This window comes from Parapedobacter brassicae (assembly GCF_051400755.1).
Classification (GTDB): domain Bacteria; phylum Bacteroidota; class Bacteroidia; order Sphingobacteriales; family Sphingobacteriaceae; genus Parapedobacter.
In genome coordinates, this window is record NZ_JBLFFL010000006.1 from 75,558 (window position 1) to 91,578 (window position 16,021).

At 52.8% G+C, this 16,021-nt stretch carries 14 protein-coding genes; 5 read left to right on the top strand and 9 right to left on the bottom strand.

Annotation, left to right across the window (positions count from 1 at the left end; translation table 11 throughout):
- Position 1: 1 nt before the first annotated feature.
- Together pdeM and ACMGDE_RS15690 are read left to right on the top strand one after the other, a co-directional pair.
- Positions 2 to 655, top strand: a complete 654-nt coding sequence (gene pdeM, locus ACMGDE_RS15685) for a ligase-associated DNA damage response endonuclease PdeM (RefSeq protein WP_436833769.1) — start codon at positions 2 to 4, stop codon at positions 653 to 655.
- 80 nt (positions 656 to 735) lie between these two features.
- Complete coding sequence (locus ACMGDE_RS15690; protein WP_436833770.1) at positions 736 to 1,299, top strand: type 1 glutamine amidotransferase domain-containing protein; 564 nt, start codon at positions 736 to 738, stop codon at positions 1,297 to 1,299.
- A gap of 7 nt (positions 1,300 to 1,306) precedes the next feature.
- On the opposite strand, the gene ACMGDE_RS15695 is transcribed toward ACMGDE_RS15690, so the two are convergent.
- The 5 genes from ACMGDE_RS15695 to ACMGDE_RS15715 are packed head-to-tail and all read right to left on the bottom strand — an operon-like array spanning position 1,307 to position 6,974.
- Entirely contained in the window at positions 1,307 to 2,188 is an 882-nt protein-coding gene (locus tag ACMGDE_RS15695; RefSeq protein ID WP_436833771.1) for an SMP-30/gluconolactonase/LRE family protein, read from the bottom strand.
- Positions 2,189 to 2,199: 11 nt separating this feature from the next.
- Positions 2,200 to 4,119, bottom strand: a complete 1,920-nt coding sequence (locus ACMGDE_RS15700; RefSeq protein WP_436833772.1) for an OmpA family protein — start codon at positions 4,117 to 4,119, stop codon at positions 2,200 to 2,202.
- On the bottom strand, positions 4,119 to 4,898 hold the full coding sequence (locus tag ACMGDE_RS15705) for an enoyl-CoA hydratase/isomerase family protein (RefSeq protein ID WP_436833773.1): 780 nt from the start codon (positions 4,896 to 4,898) through the stop codon (positions 4,119 to 4,121). Before ACMGDE_RS15705 ends, ACMGDE_RS15700 begins: the two co-directional genes overlap by 1 nt.
- Before the next feature lie 5 nt (positions 4,899 to 4,903).
- On the bottom strand, positions 4,904 to 5,986 hold the full coding sequence (locus ACMGDE_RS15710; protein WP_436833774.1) for a mannose-1-phosphate guanylyltransferase: 1,083 nt from the start codon (positions 5,984 to 5,986) through the stop codon (positions 4,904 to 4,906).
- A gap of 22 nt (positions 5,987 to 6,008) precedes the next feature.
- A complete protein-coding gene (locus ACMGDE_RS15715; protein ID WP_436833775.1) occupies positions 6,009 to 6,974 on the bottom strand; it encodes a KpsF/GutQ family sugar-phosphate isomerase in 966 nt (321 codons plus the stop codon).
- 98 nt (positions 6,975 to 7,072) lie between these two features.
- On the opposite strand from ACMGDE_RS15715, the gene recQ reads away from it, so the two are divergent.
- Both recQ and kdsA read left to right on the top strand, forming a co-directional pair.
- Positions 7,073 to 9,271 carry a DNA helicase RecQ gene (recQ, locus tag ACMGDE_RS15720; RefSeq protein WP_436833776.1) on the top strand — a complete coding sequence of 733 codons (2,199 nt, stop codon included), beginning with the start codon at positions 7,073 to 7,075 and terminating at the stop codon, positions 9,269 to 9,271.
- A 20-nt stretch (positions 9,272 to 9,291) separates the two neighbouring features.
- Positions 9,292 to 10,128 (top strand): 3-deoxy-8-phosphooctulonate synthase, encoded by an 837-nt coding sequence (kdsA, locus tag ACMGDE_RS15725; RefSeq protein WP_436833777.1) that lies wholly within the window; start codon positions 9,292 to 9,294, stop codon positions 10,126 to 10,128.
- Positions 10,129 to 10,147: 19 nt separating this feature from the next.
- On the opposite strand, the gene ACMGDE_RS15730 is transcribed toward kdsA, so the two are convergent.
- Genes ACMGDE_RS15730 through ACMGDE_RS15745 form a run of 4 tightly spaced genes read right to left on the bottom strand, consistent with a single transcriptional unit; the run spans position 10,148 to position 13,644 of the window.
- Positions 10,148 to 10,909, bottom strand: a complete 762-nt coding sequence (locus ACMGDE_RS15730; protein WP_436833778.1) for a phosphate ABC transporter ATP-binding protein — start codon at positions 10,907 to 10,909, stop codon at positions 10,148 to 10,150.
- A gap of 1 nt (position 10,910) precedes the next feature.
- Positions 10,911 to 11,762: a PstA family ABC transporter permease gene (locus ACMGDE_RS15735; RefSeq protein WP_436833779.1), complete on the bottom strand. Its 852-nt coding sequence runs from the start codon at positions 11,760 to 11,762 to the stop codon at positions 10,911 to 10,913.
- Positions 11,762 to 12,655: a phosphate ABC transporter permease subunit PstC gene (gene pstC / locus ACMGDE_RS15740; protein ID WP_436833780.1), complete on the bottom strand. Its 894-nt coding sequence runs from the start codon at positions 12,653 to 12,655 to the stop codon at positions 11,762 to 11,764. Before pstC ends, ACMGDE_RS15735 begins: the two co-directional genes overlap by 1 nt.
- Positions 12,656 to 12,657: 2 nt before the next feature.
- Entirely contained in the window at positions 12,658 to 13,644 is a 987-nt protein-coding gene (locus ACMGDE_RS15745; RefSeq protein ID WP_436833781.1) for a PstS family phosphate ABC transporter substrate-binding protein, read from the bottom strand.
- Positions 13,645 to 13,901: 257 nt separating this feature from the next.
- Here ACMGDE_RS15745 and ACMGDE_RS15750 point away from each other — a divergent pair, with 257 nt between their 5' ends.
- Positions 13,902 to 16,010, top strand: coding sequence for a ferredoxin-like domain-containing protein (locus tag ACMGDE_RS15750; RefSeq protein ID WP_436833782.1), 2,109 nt, complete (start codon positions 13,902 to 13,904; stop codon positions 16,008 to 16,010).
- Positions 16,011 to 16,021: the final 11 nt, after the last annotated feature.

Consider the following 16,021-nt stretch of genomic DNA (forward strand, 5'->3'; position numbering starts at 1 on the left):
TATGGGGAAAACCGTCAACTTCATGGATACCCGGGTGGTACTGCTGCCTCAAAAGGCGCTTTTACTCCCCGAACATGATACGCTGATTGTTGCCGATTGGCACCTGGGCAAGGCCGCTCATTTCCGCAAGGCGGGTATCTTCATGCCGACACCGCCTGCCGACAGCGATGCCGTGCGCCTTCAGTCGTTGCTGAATAGCCATCCCGTTCGCACTTTGGTGTTGCTGGGCGACTTGTTTCACAGCGAACTGAACAGCGAGTGGCGGACCGTTGAACAGTTGCGTGCGGCGAACCCCTCTGTCCGGTTCGTGCTGACCCGGGGCAACCATGATGTGCTGCCTGATGACCTGCTGGAAAAAACGGGAATAGCGGTGGTGACGTCTTATTCCGTCGCGCCGCATATCCATTGCACGCATCATCCCGAGGCATCCGGCTCCCTTGGCCGCTTCAACATTGCAGGCCACGTGCACCCCGGGTGTATCATCCCGGCAAAGGGGCGTCAGTCATACCGATTGCCCTGTTTCTATTACCACCGGCAGACACTGTTGCTGCCTGCCTTCGGCACGTTGACCGGCCTGCACCCGCTGCCGCCTGTACGTGATGCGCAGGTCTACCCGATCGCGGGGGATGCCGTGTGGGAGTGGAAATCAAGGTGAAGCTTATCCTAACTTTCCAAAACATTTGCAGCCGTTGTTCTGTAAGTATTAGTGAACACTTATAATAGGAGGATAAGCTTATGGCAGATGAACTAAAAGATCGGAAAGTAGCGATTTTGACAGCAGATGGATTCGAAGAAATTGAACTGACGAGTCCGCGGGATGCCATCCAACTGGCTGGCGGGATGACCCATATCGTATCGCCCAAAACGGAAGTGGTACGGGCCAAGAAGGGCGATGCATGGAGCCTCGACTTTGATGTGGATATGCCGCTGGACCAGGCAGATCCCGATGATTATGACGCATTGCTATTGCCGGGAGGCGTGGTCAATCCGGATAAACTCCGTGTAAACGATAAAGCCATTGCCTTTGTAAAGGCTTTCTTTGATGCGGGCAAGCCCGTGGCAGCGATATGCCACGGTCCACAGGTGCTGATCGATGCCGAGGTCGTGGCAGGCCGCAAAATGACCTCTGTAAAAAACATCAGCAAAGACCTGATCAACGCAGGGGCACACTGGGAAGACAGCGCCGTAGTGGTCGACCAGGGACTGGTGACCAGCCGCACGCCGGATGACCTTCCGGATTTCAACGAGAAGGTACTGGAAGAGTTTGCGGAAGGCAAACATGCCGGACAGCATGCGTAAAGAGAGGCTATTTACCTCCCTTTACGGCCATCTTGAGGGTAAACACCTTTTCACTGGCCGTGATAAACAGCATATCCCTGTCGCGGCCTCCGAAACAGACGTTGGCCGTCCAGTTCGCAGGCACGGGGATCTGTCCGATCTGTTCGCCATCGGGGTTGTATACCGTCACGCCCTTGCCTGTCAGGTACAGGTTGCCGCGTTCGTCAATGGTCATTCCATCAGAGCCCTGCGGTGCAAAAAGCTGTTTGTCAGATAACGTCCCGTCGGCTTGGATGGCATAGCGGTAAATTTTGCTGTCACCGATGTCGGCCACGTAAAGGTGTTTGCCGTCCGGTGTACCCACGATGCCATTGGGCTGTTTGAATTGATCGTCTAAACGCGTTATTTGTCCCTCACTGTACACATAAAGCGCCTGCGCCTGCATGTCAGGCGACGTGCGCTTCCAGTAATCGCGCTGGTAATAGGGATCCGTGAAATAGATCAAACCCGTAGGGGAGACCCATACGTCATTGGGACCGTTGAAGAGGGAGTCCCGGTAGTTCACTGCGAGTTTTTCAACTTGCTTATCTTTGCTGATGCGCCATAACTGGTACGCCTCATCCGCACACGCGATCAGGTAGCCCGCGTGGTCGAAATACAGGCCGTTGGACCGTCCCGCAGGTTCCATGAAGATCGACAGCGCACCATCCACGCTATATTTCCATATCCGGTTATTGGGCTGATCCGTGAAGAAAACATTTCCTTCGGCATCGGCGGCAGGTCCCTCGGTAAAACGGAATTGGTCCGCCACAAGCTGTAATTCGGCTCCCGGCGCCACCACCTGGGCGGTGCATCCGAAACCCGAGGATATCGATAGCAAAACGGCTAAAAAAAGGATGTTTTTCGGCATGTTAGGATAACTTAGTTAATAATCTTAAAATCCGTGCGTCGGTTGAGCTGTCGACCCTCTTCCGTTTCATTGGGGGCTACCGGCTGGGAGGGACCATACCCCTGGTACCGGAGACGCGATGTGGGGATGCCCGCACCGACCAGGTAATCGTATACCGCCTTGGCTCGGTTTTCCGAAAGAGCCTGGTTGTGGGCTTCGCTTCCGGTATTGTCGGTATGCCCGCCGATTTCGACGTGCACGGTGGCATTGAGGTGAAGAAAGTCAATGAGCTGATCCAAATCGCTTTTTGACTGGGGTAATAGCGCATATTGGTCCGTTTCGAAGAAAATATTCTTGAGCGTTTCCGAATGCCCTACCTTGATCCGCGAAAGGGTGATGCGTATTTCATAGGCGTCATTGATCTTGGTGCTGTCATCAAGCGGGTAATTTTCGGAAAAAAAGAGGTAGCCCGGCTGCTTGATATGCAGTGCATACGTCCTGCCAAAGGGGAGGGGTGCGAGAAACGTGCCATCTTCATAGTCGGCCTGTTCCTCATACAGCACCTCGTCGGCCACGATGTCGGTCACCCGCACTTCGGCGGATATGGGGGTTTCATTTTCGGCATCCACAATGATCCCCCGGAGGTAGGCCACGGGATGCGGCTGGGCGGCTTCCGGCAGCTCAAAGGTGTAGATGTCCAGTCCCCCCAGGGCATCCTTGCGGCGGGTGGAAAAATGGGCCTGTTTTCCATTCATGCTGACCGTCAGCGCGCTTTGCTCATGGTGGTCGTTGATGGGAAAGCCCAAATTGACCGGTGGGATCCAGTGTCCGTCCGTGTCCTGCTGGCTCTTGAAGATGTCCTTATCGCCGAATCCCGGCCATCCGTTTGACGAAAAATAAAGCGTGCGGTTGTCGGCATGGATATAGGGTGAGCTTTCATCATCAGGCGTGTTGATGGTCGGTCCCAGTTGCTCCGGCTCACCCCATTGTCCGGAACTTTCCAAGGTGGATCTCCAGATATCGTATCCCCCCTGGCCGCCGCGCCGGTTGCTGACGAAGTAAAGCGTTCGCCCATCTGCCGCCAATGCCGGCTGGGCCTCCCAGCCCTGGCTATTGATGGGGGCGCCCAGGTTATGGGGCGCACCCCAGCGGTCGCCTTCGCGCCTCGATACATAGATGTCGCAGCTACCCAAGCCTTCCGGGCGGTTGCATCCGGTAAAGAATAGGTATTTGCCATCGGGTGAGATACAGTGTGCACCCTCATTGTACTGCTCCGAATTGATATCGCCCTGCAAAAAACGCGCGGTTTCCCAGGTACCGGCGCTATCCCGGGTACTTTCGTAGAAATTCTCCTGGTTGGCCTCTTTGCGGGTGAAGATGATGGTCCGCTGGTCAGCCGTGAGCTTTGGGAAATATTCATCATGCTCGCTGTTGATGGCGGAGCCGGAATTTTCGGGATGGAAAACCGACGGATGTTTCAGCGCGGTGATGCTGAAATGGCAGTCGGCAATATATTTTTCGGTGAGCCGCTTGCCTGCCGCGTCCAACCCGGGGGTCGTCAGGTATTTTTGCAATGCAGGCAACGCCTCCTCGTAGTTACCGGTATGAAGAAGGCTCTCTCCCAAACCAAACCGGGTAAGCGCTGTCAATGCTGTATCCAATTGCAGCACACGGGCATACTGCTGCGCTGCTTTTTCATAGGTTTTCTGCCGACGGTAGATGTCACCCAATTGCTGATATGCGGCGGCAAAACCGGTATCCAGCGCGACGGCGGCTTCCAATGAAGCGATGGCCTGGTCGTACTGCTGGTTCTTCAACTGGCTGCCCGCCCGTTCAAAAGCCTGCTGTGCTTTTCGGTTGGTGGAGTATACCTGGCTGTAAGCCTGGCGGAATGCAGACAGCGCTAAGAAGATCGCGCAAAGCACCAGGGTATATAACTTCCCGCTGCCCATTACTGTTGTTTGAACGCTTTTAGTAATGCTCTGGTATCGGGACTAAGCGCCAGACGGCCGTTGATGGCGGCCTGTTCATCAAGCAGCGTTTCCCAATGCTCGGTGCCGCGCCATAAGGTCTGGCGGAGCGCCCCGAGGGCCTCCTCGCTTTTGCTGAGCAAGGGCTCGGCAAATTGCCGGATGGCTTCATCCAGCTCGGCGATGGAGGCTTTCACTGTATGGAAGAGTCCGTGTTGCCGGGCCCAGGATGCATCAAAGAATAAGGTAGGGTGGAGGGCCAGTTCTGTCAACGCCGATATGCCGATCTTGCGTTCCAGCGCAGGCGCGATGACAAAGGGGCCGATGTTGAGGCTTACTTCACTGAGCTTGACGGCCGCATGTGCTACGGCGAAACAATAATCGCAAGCCGCAAGCAGTCCCACGCCGCCGCCCACAGCCTTGCCCTGCGCCCGCCCGATGATGAACTTCGGTGATCGGCGGATGGCGTTGATGACCGTTGCGAAACCCGAAAAGAACGCTTTGCCGCTTTCGGCATCGGTCAATGCGAGTAACTCATCAAAACTGGCTCCGGCACAGAACGTGCCTGTTCCATCGCTTTGCAGCAGGATGAGCCTCGCGGCGGGATGCCCGCCAGCGGCCTGAATGTGATCGCTTAGCTGGACCAACAGGCCCGATGGCAACGAATTATGGGCCGGATGGCCGAAGGTGATCACGGCCAGCCCATTCTCCTGTATCTCGGTGTTGACGAATCCTGGGTTTATTGGCGCGCCGTGTTCCATCACTATCAAACATACCTGTTCCCGAACTTCTCCTTGACGTCAGCAACGATCTGTTTGACGCCCTGCTCCTGGTCTTTCGGACAGATCATCAGTGTATCCTCAGACTGCACTACAATGAAATTATGCAGCCCTTTGATAATGACCAGCTTGTCTTTTGGTGCATGAACCATGCAGTTGGAAGAATCGTATACGATCACGTTGTCTGACGAGGACGATACATTGCCGAGGTAATCTTTCTCCGCCAACTCGTATACCGATGCCCAGGTGCCCAGATCCGACCATCCGAAATCGGCGGGAAGCACGTACACATTGTCTGCTTTTTCCATGATCGCAAAATCGATCGAAATATTGACACAGCGCACGAATGCTCCGGAGATAAACTTCGCTTCCTCGTCTGAATTGTATACTTCGGCGCCCTCTTTGAACACCTCATTCATCTCGGTCTGATGCTTCTGGAAAGCCCGGATGATGGATTTGGCCGACCAGATGAATATTCCGGCATTCCAAAGGAAGTCGCCGCTTTGCACGAAGGTTTTGGCCAGCTCCAAGTTGGGTTTTTCGGTGAAGGTCTTTACTTTTTTGAACCCTGGGATCGTTGCGCTTTTGCCGTATTGGATATAGCCGTACCCCGTATCAGGGCGCGCCGGCTTGATTCCCAAGGTGATGAGCCAATCGTTGCTTTCTGCACATTTGAGCCCTTTGGTGATATCGCTGACAAAGACATCGGTTTCCAGGATCAGATGGTCGGCCGGCGCAATGACCACGGTCGCGTCTGGATTGAGCTGCTGGATCTTGTGGCTTGCATAGGCAATGCAGGGTGCCGTGTTCCGCATGATGGGTTCCAGTATCATTTGCTGCGACGACAGCTGCGGCAGTTGCTCACGCAACAGGTCGGCATATGACTCGTTGGTGGCGACAAAAATATTTTCTTTGGGGACGATCTTCAGGAAGCGGTCGTACGTGGTTTGGATGAGTGTTTTTCCGGTGCCCATCATGTCGATGAACTGTTTAGGCAGTTTGGTGCGGCTTACCGGCCAAAAGCGGCTTCCGATGCCTCCCGCCATGATGACGGCATAGTAGTTGTTCATTTGTGCTCGTTTTTTTGTAACCTTAAATAATTCCTTCTTTCAACAGGTCGTGCAGATGCACGATGCCGTCGTATGTCTGATTATGTAACACCAAAAGCTGGGTAATATTGTGCTCACGCATGATATTAAAGGCGTTAATGGCCAACTCATCCCGATCAATGGTCTTTGGCGAATGGCCCATGATGTGCCGCGCCGTCAGCTGATCGATCTGCGTGTGATTTTCCAGCATCCGGCGGATATCACCGTCGGTGATGATGCCGGCAAGCTGACCCTCGTCCACCACTGCCACCGCACCCAACCGATGCTTGGTGATGGCGACGATCACTTCCCTTACCGTTGCATCCGGAGGAACGTGGGGTTTGCTATTCTGGGTAGACAGGTCGGCCACCTTCAGATACAGGCGCTTGCCCAATACCCCGCCGGGGTGAAAACGGGCGAAATCGCGGTCGCTGAACTGGCGGCACTCCAGTAGGCAAACAGCCAGCGCATCGCCCATGGCTAATTGGGCAGTCGTACTGGTCGTGGGTGCCAAGTTATGCGGACAGGCCTCCTTGTCGACCGTGACATCCAACAGGTAATCGGCATGCCGCGCCAAATAGGATTGACTGTTGCCGACCATGGCGACCAATTGATTGTGCGTTTGCCGTAGCAGCGGCACCAGTACTTTTATTTCCGGGGTGTTGCCGCTTTTGGATACGGCGATGACCAGGTCATCCGCCTGAATAATACCCAGATCACCGTGTATCGCGTCTGCGGCATGCATAAATATGGCTGGTGTACCGGTGGAATTCAGCGTGGCAACGATCTTCTGGGCGATGATGGCACTCTTGCCGACCCCGGTCAGGATCACACGTCCCCGTAAGCCTAAAATGACGTTTACCACGGCAACAAAATCGTCGCCAACTCGTTCCGTTAATTTGTTCAAAGCATTCGCTTCTTGCGTTAACACGCTTCTTGCGATATTTTTGATTTCGGAATTGCTTTTCACAAATATATTTTCTAATTTTAGATACTGATATGCGCAAAAATATGTTATTTTGGGGATTCTTTGGTTATCAGTCTATCTAAAATTTTGCGAAAGACGCAATGGAAATAGAGAAAAGATTATTTGACAATTTACAGCAATTTTTTGGTTTTGATACATTTAAAGGGGATCAGGAAGCGATAATCACGAACATTCTGCAAAAAAAGGACACCTTCGTCATCATGCCTACCGGAGGAGGGAAGTCCATTTGCTATCAGCTTCCGGCGCTCATGAGCGAGGGAACGGCTATCGTTATTTCGCCGCTTATTGCCTTAATGAAAAATCAAGTCGACCAGCTCCGGTCTTTCGGCGGCGATGACAGCATCGCCCACTTCCTGAATTCATCGTTGAACAAAAGTGAGATCACCCGGGTGAGGCAAGATGTGGTCGCGGGTAAAACGAAGCTGCTCTATGTCGCGCCGGAGTCATTGGCAAAGGCGGAGAACGTGGAGTTCCTGAGGCTGATCACGGTGTCGTTTGTGGCGGTGGATGAAGCCCATTGCATATCGGAATGGGGGCATGACTTTCGGCCTGAATACCGCAAGATCCGTTCGGTTCTCAACTCCATCGGCGACGATATACCGGTCATCGCGCTGACGGCTACTGCTACACCAAAAGTGCAGTCAGACATCCGTAAGAACCTACAGATGAATGATGCAACCCTGTTCAAGTCGTCTTTCAATAGGCCGAATCTATACTATGAGGTGCGGCCGAAGCGGAATATCGTCAAGGAAATCGTCCGGTTCATCAAAAACAACGCCGGTAAGTCCGGCATCATCTATTGCCTAAGCCGAAAGAAGGTTGAAGAGATCGCCGAAGTGCTGAACATCAACGGCATCCGGGCATTGCCATACCATGCCGGATTGGATGCGAAGACCCGGGCCGATACGCAGGATCGGTTCCTCATGGAGGATGTGGAGGTCATTGTGGCCACGATCGCATTCGGCATGGGCATCGACAAACCTGACGTGCGTTATGTCATTCATCATGATATTCCCAAGAGCATGGAAGGCTATTACCAGGAAACAGGCCGGGCCGGCCGTGATGGTGGGGAGGGACTATGCCTGGCATTTTATTCGGAAAAAGATATTGAAAAGCTCACCAAGTTCATGAAGGATAAGCCTGTCTCCGAACGGGAGATCGGCACGCAGATCCTGAAGGAGGTGATCGATTATTCGGAGTCGTCGGTATGCCGCCGGAAACAGATACTCCATTATTTCGGAGAGAACTTTGACGAAACGGGGTGCAGCAGTATGTGCGACAATTGCAGTGCGCAGCAAACGCATTTCGACGCCGAAGGCTCACTGTTAAATGTACTGCGGTTTATACAAGAGCAGGGGGAGAAGTTTGATGACCATCACATCATCAACGTGTTTATGGGGCAGAATAACCAGCCCGTATCCTCGTATAAACACGATACGCACCCGATGTTCGGCACCGGAAAAGAACACGGCGTTATTTATTGGAAATCATTGATCCGGCAGGCGGTGCTGGCCAATTTCCTTGCCAAGGATATCGACCAATATGGACTGTTATTGCTGACGGAATCAGGCAAGCGTTTTATTGAAAATCCCTATGGCATCCGGTTTATTCTGAATAAACCCATGGAAGCAGCTACCGAGGATGGGGGCGAGGAGCACAATACCCAACATGGAGGAGGAGGCGCTGTAGACACGCAGTTGCTGAAAATGCTGAAAGACCTGCGCAAGAAAATCGCCAAACAAAAAGGCTTGCCGCCCTTTGTGGTTTTTCAGGACCCTTCGTTGGATGAGATGTGCACGCACTATCCCATCACCATCGATGAACTGAAGCAGATACACGGCGTCGGTGCTGGGAAAGCCCTTAAATTCGGCGCGCAGTTTGTCGAGCTCATCAAACAATATGTGACGGAAAATGAGATTGACCGCCCGCAGGATCTGATCATCAAGGGGACGGCCAACAAATCGGCATTAAAAGTATCCATCATTCAGAATATCGACCGCAAGATCGGCCTCGAAGACATTGCGCACTCAAAAGGCATCAGCTATGAAGACCTGCTGAAAGAAGTGGAATCCATCGTCAATTCGGGGACCAAGCTCAACCTGGGCTATTTCGTGGATGAGGTGATTGACGAGGATCGGCAGGACGAGGTATTCGATTATTTCCGCAGCGCGGAAGTGGACTCCATTGATCAGGCGCTCCGGGATTTGGGGTCGGATGATTATACCTATGAAGAGATCCAACTGATGCGTATCAAGTTTATGTCCGAATTGGGAAATTGATTTTAGACAGGAGACCTCAGATGTCAGACAACAGCATTTTCGCGCTACAACGTATCCTGCCGGGTATCAAACATGCTGATTCCGGCAATTTCTTGCTGATGGCCGGTCCGTGTGCCATTGAAGGGGAAGACATGGCATTGCGTATCGCCGAGCGTGTATCGATCCTTGCCGATCGGTTGAATATCCCTTATGTATACAAAGGCTCTTACCGGAAGGCCAATCGTTCGCGCGGGGATTCATTCTCGGGTATCGGGGATGAAAAGGCCCTGAAGATCCTGCGCAAAGTCGGGGAGACCTTCGGCGTGCCTACGGTGACCGATATCCATGAAAGCGATGAGGCGGAAATGGCCGCCGAGTATGTGGATGTCTTGCAGATCCCGGCATTTCTCTGCCGCCAGACGGAATTGCTTGCCGCCGCTGCCATGACGGGCAAGGCAGTGAACATCAAAAAAGGACAGTTCCTGTCAGCCGGGGCGATGCGTTTCGCGGTCGATAAAGTGGTCGATTCGGGCAATGACCGGGTGATCTTGACAGACCGGGGCAACACCTTCGGGTATCAGGACCTCGTGGTCGATTTCAGGGGCATCCCGGAGATGAGGAGCTTCGGCGTGCCGGTGGTGATGGATTGCACGCATTCCCTGCAACAGCCGAACCAGGTTTCGGGTGTCACCGGGGGTAAACCGGCCCTCATCGAGACCATCGCCAAAGCGGCGATTGCTGTGGGGGCGGATGGCCTGTTCATCGAGACACACCCTGACCCGGCCAATGCCAAATCCGATGGCGCGAATATGCTGCATTTGGATCTGCTGGAAGGGCTGCTGGAGAAGCTGGTCAGGCTGCGGGAAGCCGTCATATAGGTTGGCCGGACCTGCCGAATCAGCTAATAAATCCTTTTACATATTGCTTGGTGAGCTCTTCCCGTGGGTTGAGCAATACTTCGTCTGTCGGTCCGAATTCAACGATTTCGCCCATATACACAAAAATGATGTAGTCCGAGATCCGGCGTGCCTGCCGCAGAATGTGGGTGACCAGTACGATGGTGTATTTTTCTTTCAAGCGCACGAAAAGGTCCTCGATCGTATGCGTGGATACCGGATCGAGTGCCGACGTCGATTCGTCACCCAGAATGATCTCAGGCTCCACGGCGAGCCCCCTAGCTAAACACAGCCGTTGCTGCTGACCGATAGAAAGCTTGGCCGCCGGGCCGTGAAGGCGGTCTTTCACTTCCTCCCAGAGACCGGTATCTTTCAATTGGGTCTCCACGATGGCATCCAGTTCACTTTTCTTCCGAATACCATGTATCCTCGGTCCATAGGCGACATTATCGTAGATGGACATGGGCAGGGGATAGGGGCGCTGCGAGAGCAGTCCCATCTTTTTGCGGATGTGGGTCACTTCGGCGTGGGGGGCATAGATGTCTTCATCATCCACCAGCACGCTTCCGGACACATCGACATTGGCCGTATCGTCCAACAACCGGTTGAAGGTTTTCAGCAAGGTTGTTTTGCCGCATCCCGACGGACCGATAATGGAGGTTACGCTCTTATCGGGTATGTTGATATTAATGTCCTTCAGGATATGCTGTCCGTCGATACGCACATTAAGATTTTTTACACTGATCAGTGGGTGCTGGGTCATATTATGAGTTACGTTTCGTGTGTTTGTTCGAAAGAAAATGAGAGATGAAGACAATGACCAGGATGATGATGGTCAGGATAAGCGCAGAAGCGTAAGCCCTTCCCTGTACTTCGGGGATGGGGCTGCCCAATTGAAAGAAGATCGCCAGCGGCAGCGTGGCAGCAGGCTCATCGATGTATTTCGGAATATTGTCGCTGAAACCGGCCGTAAACAGTACCCCGGCTACATCGCCGATGCCACGCCCAAAAGCCAATAAGATAGCCGTATAGATGCCCGGACGGATTTGCCGAAGCACCACCTGAGCCGCTTCCCATCGGGTAGCCCCCAATGACAGGGCGGCGTCTTTCAATTCCTTCGGAACCGTTGCGATGACCTCGTCCAGTGTGCGGACCAATATGGGTATGATCAGCAGGGTCACGGCGATGACCCCTCCGAGCAATGAGGCACGCACGCCCAACCAGACCATGATGCTGAATGCAAAGGCGCCATATACGATCGATGGAATGCCGAACAAGACATCATAGGCCAACTTAGCCGACTTGCTGAGGAAGCTTCCGTTTTTCAGATAAACATTGAGGTATATCGAAATGGGAATGCTGATGAGCAGTCCCAATACCGTGGCGCCGCCGGCAAGATACAGGGAACCGATGATCGCGTTGAGCACGCCGCCTTCTTTGCCGATATAAAAACCACCTTGCGGCACCTTGGACACCATGTCCCAGGTCAGATAGGGCAGTCCCTTGACCACGATGGTGCCAACGATCAGAAACAGGCTGGAACTGACCAATATGCAGGCGCCCACCATCAATGCTTTAAAAATTGCCTCTTCCGCTTTTCTTGTCTTCACGCTCATCAGGAACTGTATTTGTGTTCAATTCGATTAAGAATAATACGGGATATCAGGTTGAACAGGAAAATGATGACAAACAGCAGTAACGCCGCGAACATCAAGGCCGAATCGTATAGGGGGATGGACATCATTTCGCCAAAGTTGTTGGCAATAAGTGCCGGTAGCGGATACCCCCGATCAAACACAGATGTGGGTGCCACCGGTACGTTGCCACACACCATTAACACGGCGATGGTTTCGCCGAATGCCCGCGATACGGCCAACACTGTTGCCGCCACAATACCGGGCAATGCACGTTTGAGCACCACCTTCTTAACGGTCTCCCATTTGGTGGCGCCCAGTGATAGGGAAGCATCTTTCAACTCCTTGGGAATGGTCCGCAAGACCTCCGAAAGGATGCTCACCATGATGGGAAAAATCATCACCGCCAGCACCACACCACCGGTCAGCACGGTGTATCCACTGGACGATTCGGTAAACAGCGGCGCCAGGTATTCGCGGACAATGGGAACCACGAAGAAAATCCCCCACACCCCATAGATCACCGGCGGGATACCGGCTAAAATATTCACCAGCGGAAGAATAATGGCGCGAATGGTGGACTTGGCGTATTCGGTGAGGTAGATGGCCGTAAGGAGGCAAAGCGGCAGCGCCACCAAGATGGCAATCAGGGTGACCCATAAGGTACCCATGACAAAGGGATAGAACCCGAATTTGCCGCTAGACGGTGCCCATTCACTCATGCGGAACAAAGACCATATGGAATGCTCTTCGAACAGCGGCGCTGAACGCCAATATAAGCCGATGCTGATCAGCAGCACCAGCGAAATCGATGCCACGGAAAGGAGAAGCATGGCATTGCCGATCATTTTATCTTTTATGACTCTCCAGTTCAAGATCAATCCAGTTTAGCGAGTTCTTCTTTCAACGATTCTTCATTCAATGGAATGTATCCATTTTCCAATAAAATGCCCTGTGATTCTTTGGTGAGCACGAATTTGATAAATTCAATCAACACGATGTCGTCCGGTTTCCCCTTCATCAAAAAAGAAAGATTCCGTGAGGGAGGCGAGGGATAGTTACCCACGGCTATCGCCTGCGCCAGGCTGTCGATGCTGCCGTAAAAATCCTCTTTCGGCGAGATCAAATTGTCGTTGTCCAAATCAAGGGGGATGGCCCGGATGCCTTCGGCTTGCCTCCGTGTCTTGAGATCATATACGTAGTTGATGTTATTGAACCCGATCGCGAGCGCGTTTTTCTGTATGGCCTGTGCGATGCCCGGATCACCGAAAATCCCCACGCCTTTGAGGTGCTCCTGTGATTTGCCTAAAAATGATGCCCACGTTTCCGCGGCTCCCGCGGCATCCGAACGGACGTAAACATGCAGATCGTCCGCAGAAAAGGAGGGATCGATCTGATTCCATTTCGATATGCCGCCTTCCACAAAAATGCGCCGCAGCTCGTCTTGCTTGATGCCCCGGTCCAAAATCGCGTCCAGGTTCGGGTTCTGGCTGCTGACCGTGCCCACCACGGCATCCTTGGCTACATGGATCACATAGGCACCTTGGTCGTATTCCTGCGGATGAACATCCCGTGATACCAGTCCAACGTCTACCATTCCGTTCAACGCGTCGGCAATGCCTTTTCCAGCGCCTCCCGCTGAAATATTGAACCGGACATTGGGGTGGATTTCCCGGAACTGTTCACTCCAGAGAACGGCCAGCGGATACAGTGCAAAGGCGCCAGAAAAACTGATCATGCCCTGCAGTCCGTTTTCTTTATCCCACCGGGATGAATTTTCGGGTGCGCATCCCCATTGGGTGCATAAAAAAACGAATGCTAAAATTGACTTGGTGGATACATGCCTCAAATACTCAATCCTCATAAACCTCCATTGTTGAGCCGACAAATATATATAAAATAGGTAGACTTAATGTGGCCGTCGGAGTTTTTGCAAAATTAATTCTACTATTTCTATATGCATTCCGTATATTTGTTGCATGAAACAAACGATCATTATGACACAGTGTTGCATGGCCGGCAGGTGAGGGTGGCTGTTAGGTAGTGTGTCCGTACATCATAACGCATAACAGCCTCCACTAAAATTTAGGGGAGGTTTTTTTATTATAGCTAAACAACATCATGCAGAGTTTTAGGACCGAACTGGAAAATCCAGTTGTTGAAAAAGAAATTATCGATCTCGAACGCAAAATCAGGGAATACCAAGAGGGGAAGATTGCGGAGGAGAAATTTCGGAGCTTGCGGCTTGCCCGCGGCGTGTACGGCCAACGGCAGCCGGGGGTGCAAATGGTCCGGATCAAACTGCCGTTTGGCAAAGTGACCTTCAAGCAATTGCTCCGCATAGCGGATATATCAGATGAATATGCCATCCGCAACCTGCATCTCACCACGCGTCAGGATATCCAGATCCATTACGTAAGCCTTGACAGGACGCCCGAATTATGGGCTAAGTTGGCCCAAGACGATATCACCCTGCGCGAGGCTTGCGGCAATACCGTACGTAACGTAACGGCATCGCCCAACGCAGGCATCGATCCGGAGGAACCGTTTGATGTATCGCCATACGCCCATGCGCTGTTTTCGTATTTCCTCCGCAATCCGATCTGCCAGGAAATGGGGCGCAAGTTTAAGTTTGCCTTTTCGTCAAGTGTGCGTGATACCGCGTTTTCCTATGCCCATGACCTGGGATTCATCCCCAAAATACGGACGGTGGATGGACGTGAAGAACGTGGCTTCAAAGTGATGCTGGGTGGTGGATTAGGCGCACAGCCGATGATCGCCCATGTGGTGCATGAGTTTTTGCCCGAAGACCAACTGATTCCCTATTCCGAAAGCGTCATCCGCGTTTTTGACCGTTATGGAGAACGCAATAACCGGAATAAAGCACGGTTCAAATTCCTCATCCAGAAAATAGGACTGGAAGAAGTGCTTCGGTTGATCGACGAGGAACGCATGGCCAACAAGGTGAAGTCGTTTGCGGTGGACCGCGATGCGGTGCCGCAACCGGAGCCGCCTGCCGAACAGGAATCGGCGGCATCGCCCATAGCCGACCCGCTTGCATATACGCTGTGGGAAAAGACCAATGTCTATCCGCAGAAACAGGAGGGGTTTTATTCGGTATATATGAAGGTGCCTACCGGCGACCTGTCTACGGCAAATGCCCGAAAGCTGGTGGATGGCGTGCGCGGACACATTGCTGATGAGATCCGCATCACACAAAATCAGGGACTGCTGCTCAAGTTCGTCCGGAAAGAGTCGTTGCCGCATGTGTTCAACGTATTGCATGAGATTGGACTTTCGGCCCCGGGTTTTGACAGCGTTGCCGATGTGACCACGTGTCCCGGCACCGATACCTGCAACCTGGGCATTTCAAACAGCACGGAGATGGCCAGGGTGATCGAAGATTTTATTTATCAGGAATATGCAGACCTCGTCTACAACCGTGAACTCAAAATCAAGATCAGCGGTTGCATGAACTCCTGCGGGCAGCATGGATTGGCACACATCGGTTTCCACGGCAGTTCACTGAAAGCTGCGGGCAAGGTGGTTCCCGCCGCACAGGTCATGTTGGGCGGCGGTACGCTGGGCGATGGGCTTGGCCGGGCGGCGGACCGCGTGGTGAAGGTGCCATCCAAGCGGGTGATCGGTGTGTTGCGACTGATCCTCGATGACTATGCGGAGCATGCGGCAGCGGGCGAACTTTTCCATGATTATTATGACCGCCAGACCAAAGACTATTTTTATCGCTTGCTCAAGCCATTGGCCGACCTTGCGACCTTAACGGAAGATGAGTTTGTCGATTGGGGCCATGAGGAGACCTTCCAAACGGCGATCGGTGTCGGTGAATGCGCTGGGGTGATCATTGATTTGGTGGCGACCTTGCTTTTCGAGGCGGAAGAAAAATTGAGCTGGGCAAACGAGTCTTATCGGGAAGGCGCATATGCCGACGCGATCTACCATGCCTATAGCGTGTTTATCAGCGCGGCAAAGGCGTTATTGCTGGATAAAGGCATCAATAGCAGCTCGCAGCATGGCATTATCAAAGATTTTGACACTAATTTTGTAGAAACAGGGGAAATTGCCATCTTCGGCGGCTTTGGCGAGCAGGTCCTGCAGATCAATAGGCACGACCCCTCCGAGGCATTCGCCAAGCAATATTTGGCTTCGGCGATCGGCTTCTACGAGACAGTAAAAGCCAAGCGGGAAGTAAGGGACGCGGTGAACGCATAAGAGCGGAAAGA

Excerpts from the sequence above, each read along its gene's own strand:
- pdeM (WP_436833769.1), top strand. The coding sequence starts at position 2 with ATGGGGAAAACCGTCAACTTCATGGATACCCGGGTGGTACTGCTGCCT.
- ACMGDE_RS15690 (WP_436833770.1), top strand. The coding sequence starts at position 736 with ATGGCAGATGAACTAAAAGATCGGAAAGTAGCGATTTTGACAGCAGAT.
- ACMGDE_RS15695 (WP_436833771.1), bottom strand. The coding sequence starts at position 2,188 with ATGCCGAAAAACATCCTTTTTTTAGCCGTTTTGCTATCGATATCCTCG.
- ACMGDE_RS15700 (WP_436833772.1), bottom strand. The coding sequence starts at position 4,119 with ATGGGCAGCGGGAAGTTATATACCCTGGTGCTTTGCGCGATCTTCTTA.
- ACMGDE_RS15705 (WP_436833773.1), bottom strand. The coding sequence starts at position 4,898 with ATGGAACACGGCGCGCCAATAAACCCAGGATTCGTCAACACCGAGATA.
- ACMGDE_RS15710 (WP_436833774.1), bottom strand. The coding sequence starts at position 5,986 with ATGAACAACTACTATGCCGTCATCATGGCGGGAGGCATCGGAAGCCGC.
- recQ (WP_436833776.1), top strand. The coding sequence starts at position 7,073 with ATGGAAATAGAGAAAAGATTATTTGACAATTTACAGCAATTTTTTGGT.
- kdsA (WP_436833777.1), top strand. The coding sequence starts at position 9,292 with ATGTCAGACAACAGCATTTTCGCGCTACAACGTATCCTGCCGGGTATC.
- ACMGDE_RS15730 (WP_436833778.1), bottom strand. The coding sequence starts at position 10,909 with ATGACCCAGCACCCACTGATCAGTGTAAAAAATCTTAATGTGCGTATC.
- ACMGDE_RS15735 (WP_436833779.1), bottom strand. The coding sequence starts at position 11,762 with ATGAGCGTGAAGACAAGAAAAGCGGAAGAGGCAATTTTTAAAGCATTG.
- ACMGDE_RS15745 (WP_436833781.1), bottom strand. The coding sequence starts at position 13,644 with ATGAGGATTGAGTATTTGAGGCATGTATCCACCAAGTCAATTTTAGCA.
- ACMGDE_RS15750 (WP_436833782.1), top strand. The coding sequence starts at position 13,902 with ATGCAGAGTTTTAGGACCGAACTGGAAAATCCAGTTGTTGAAAAAGAA.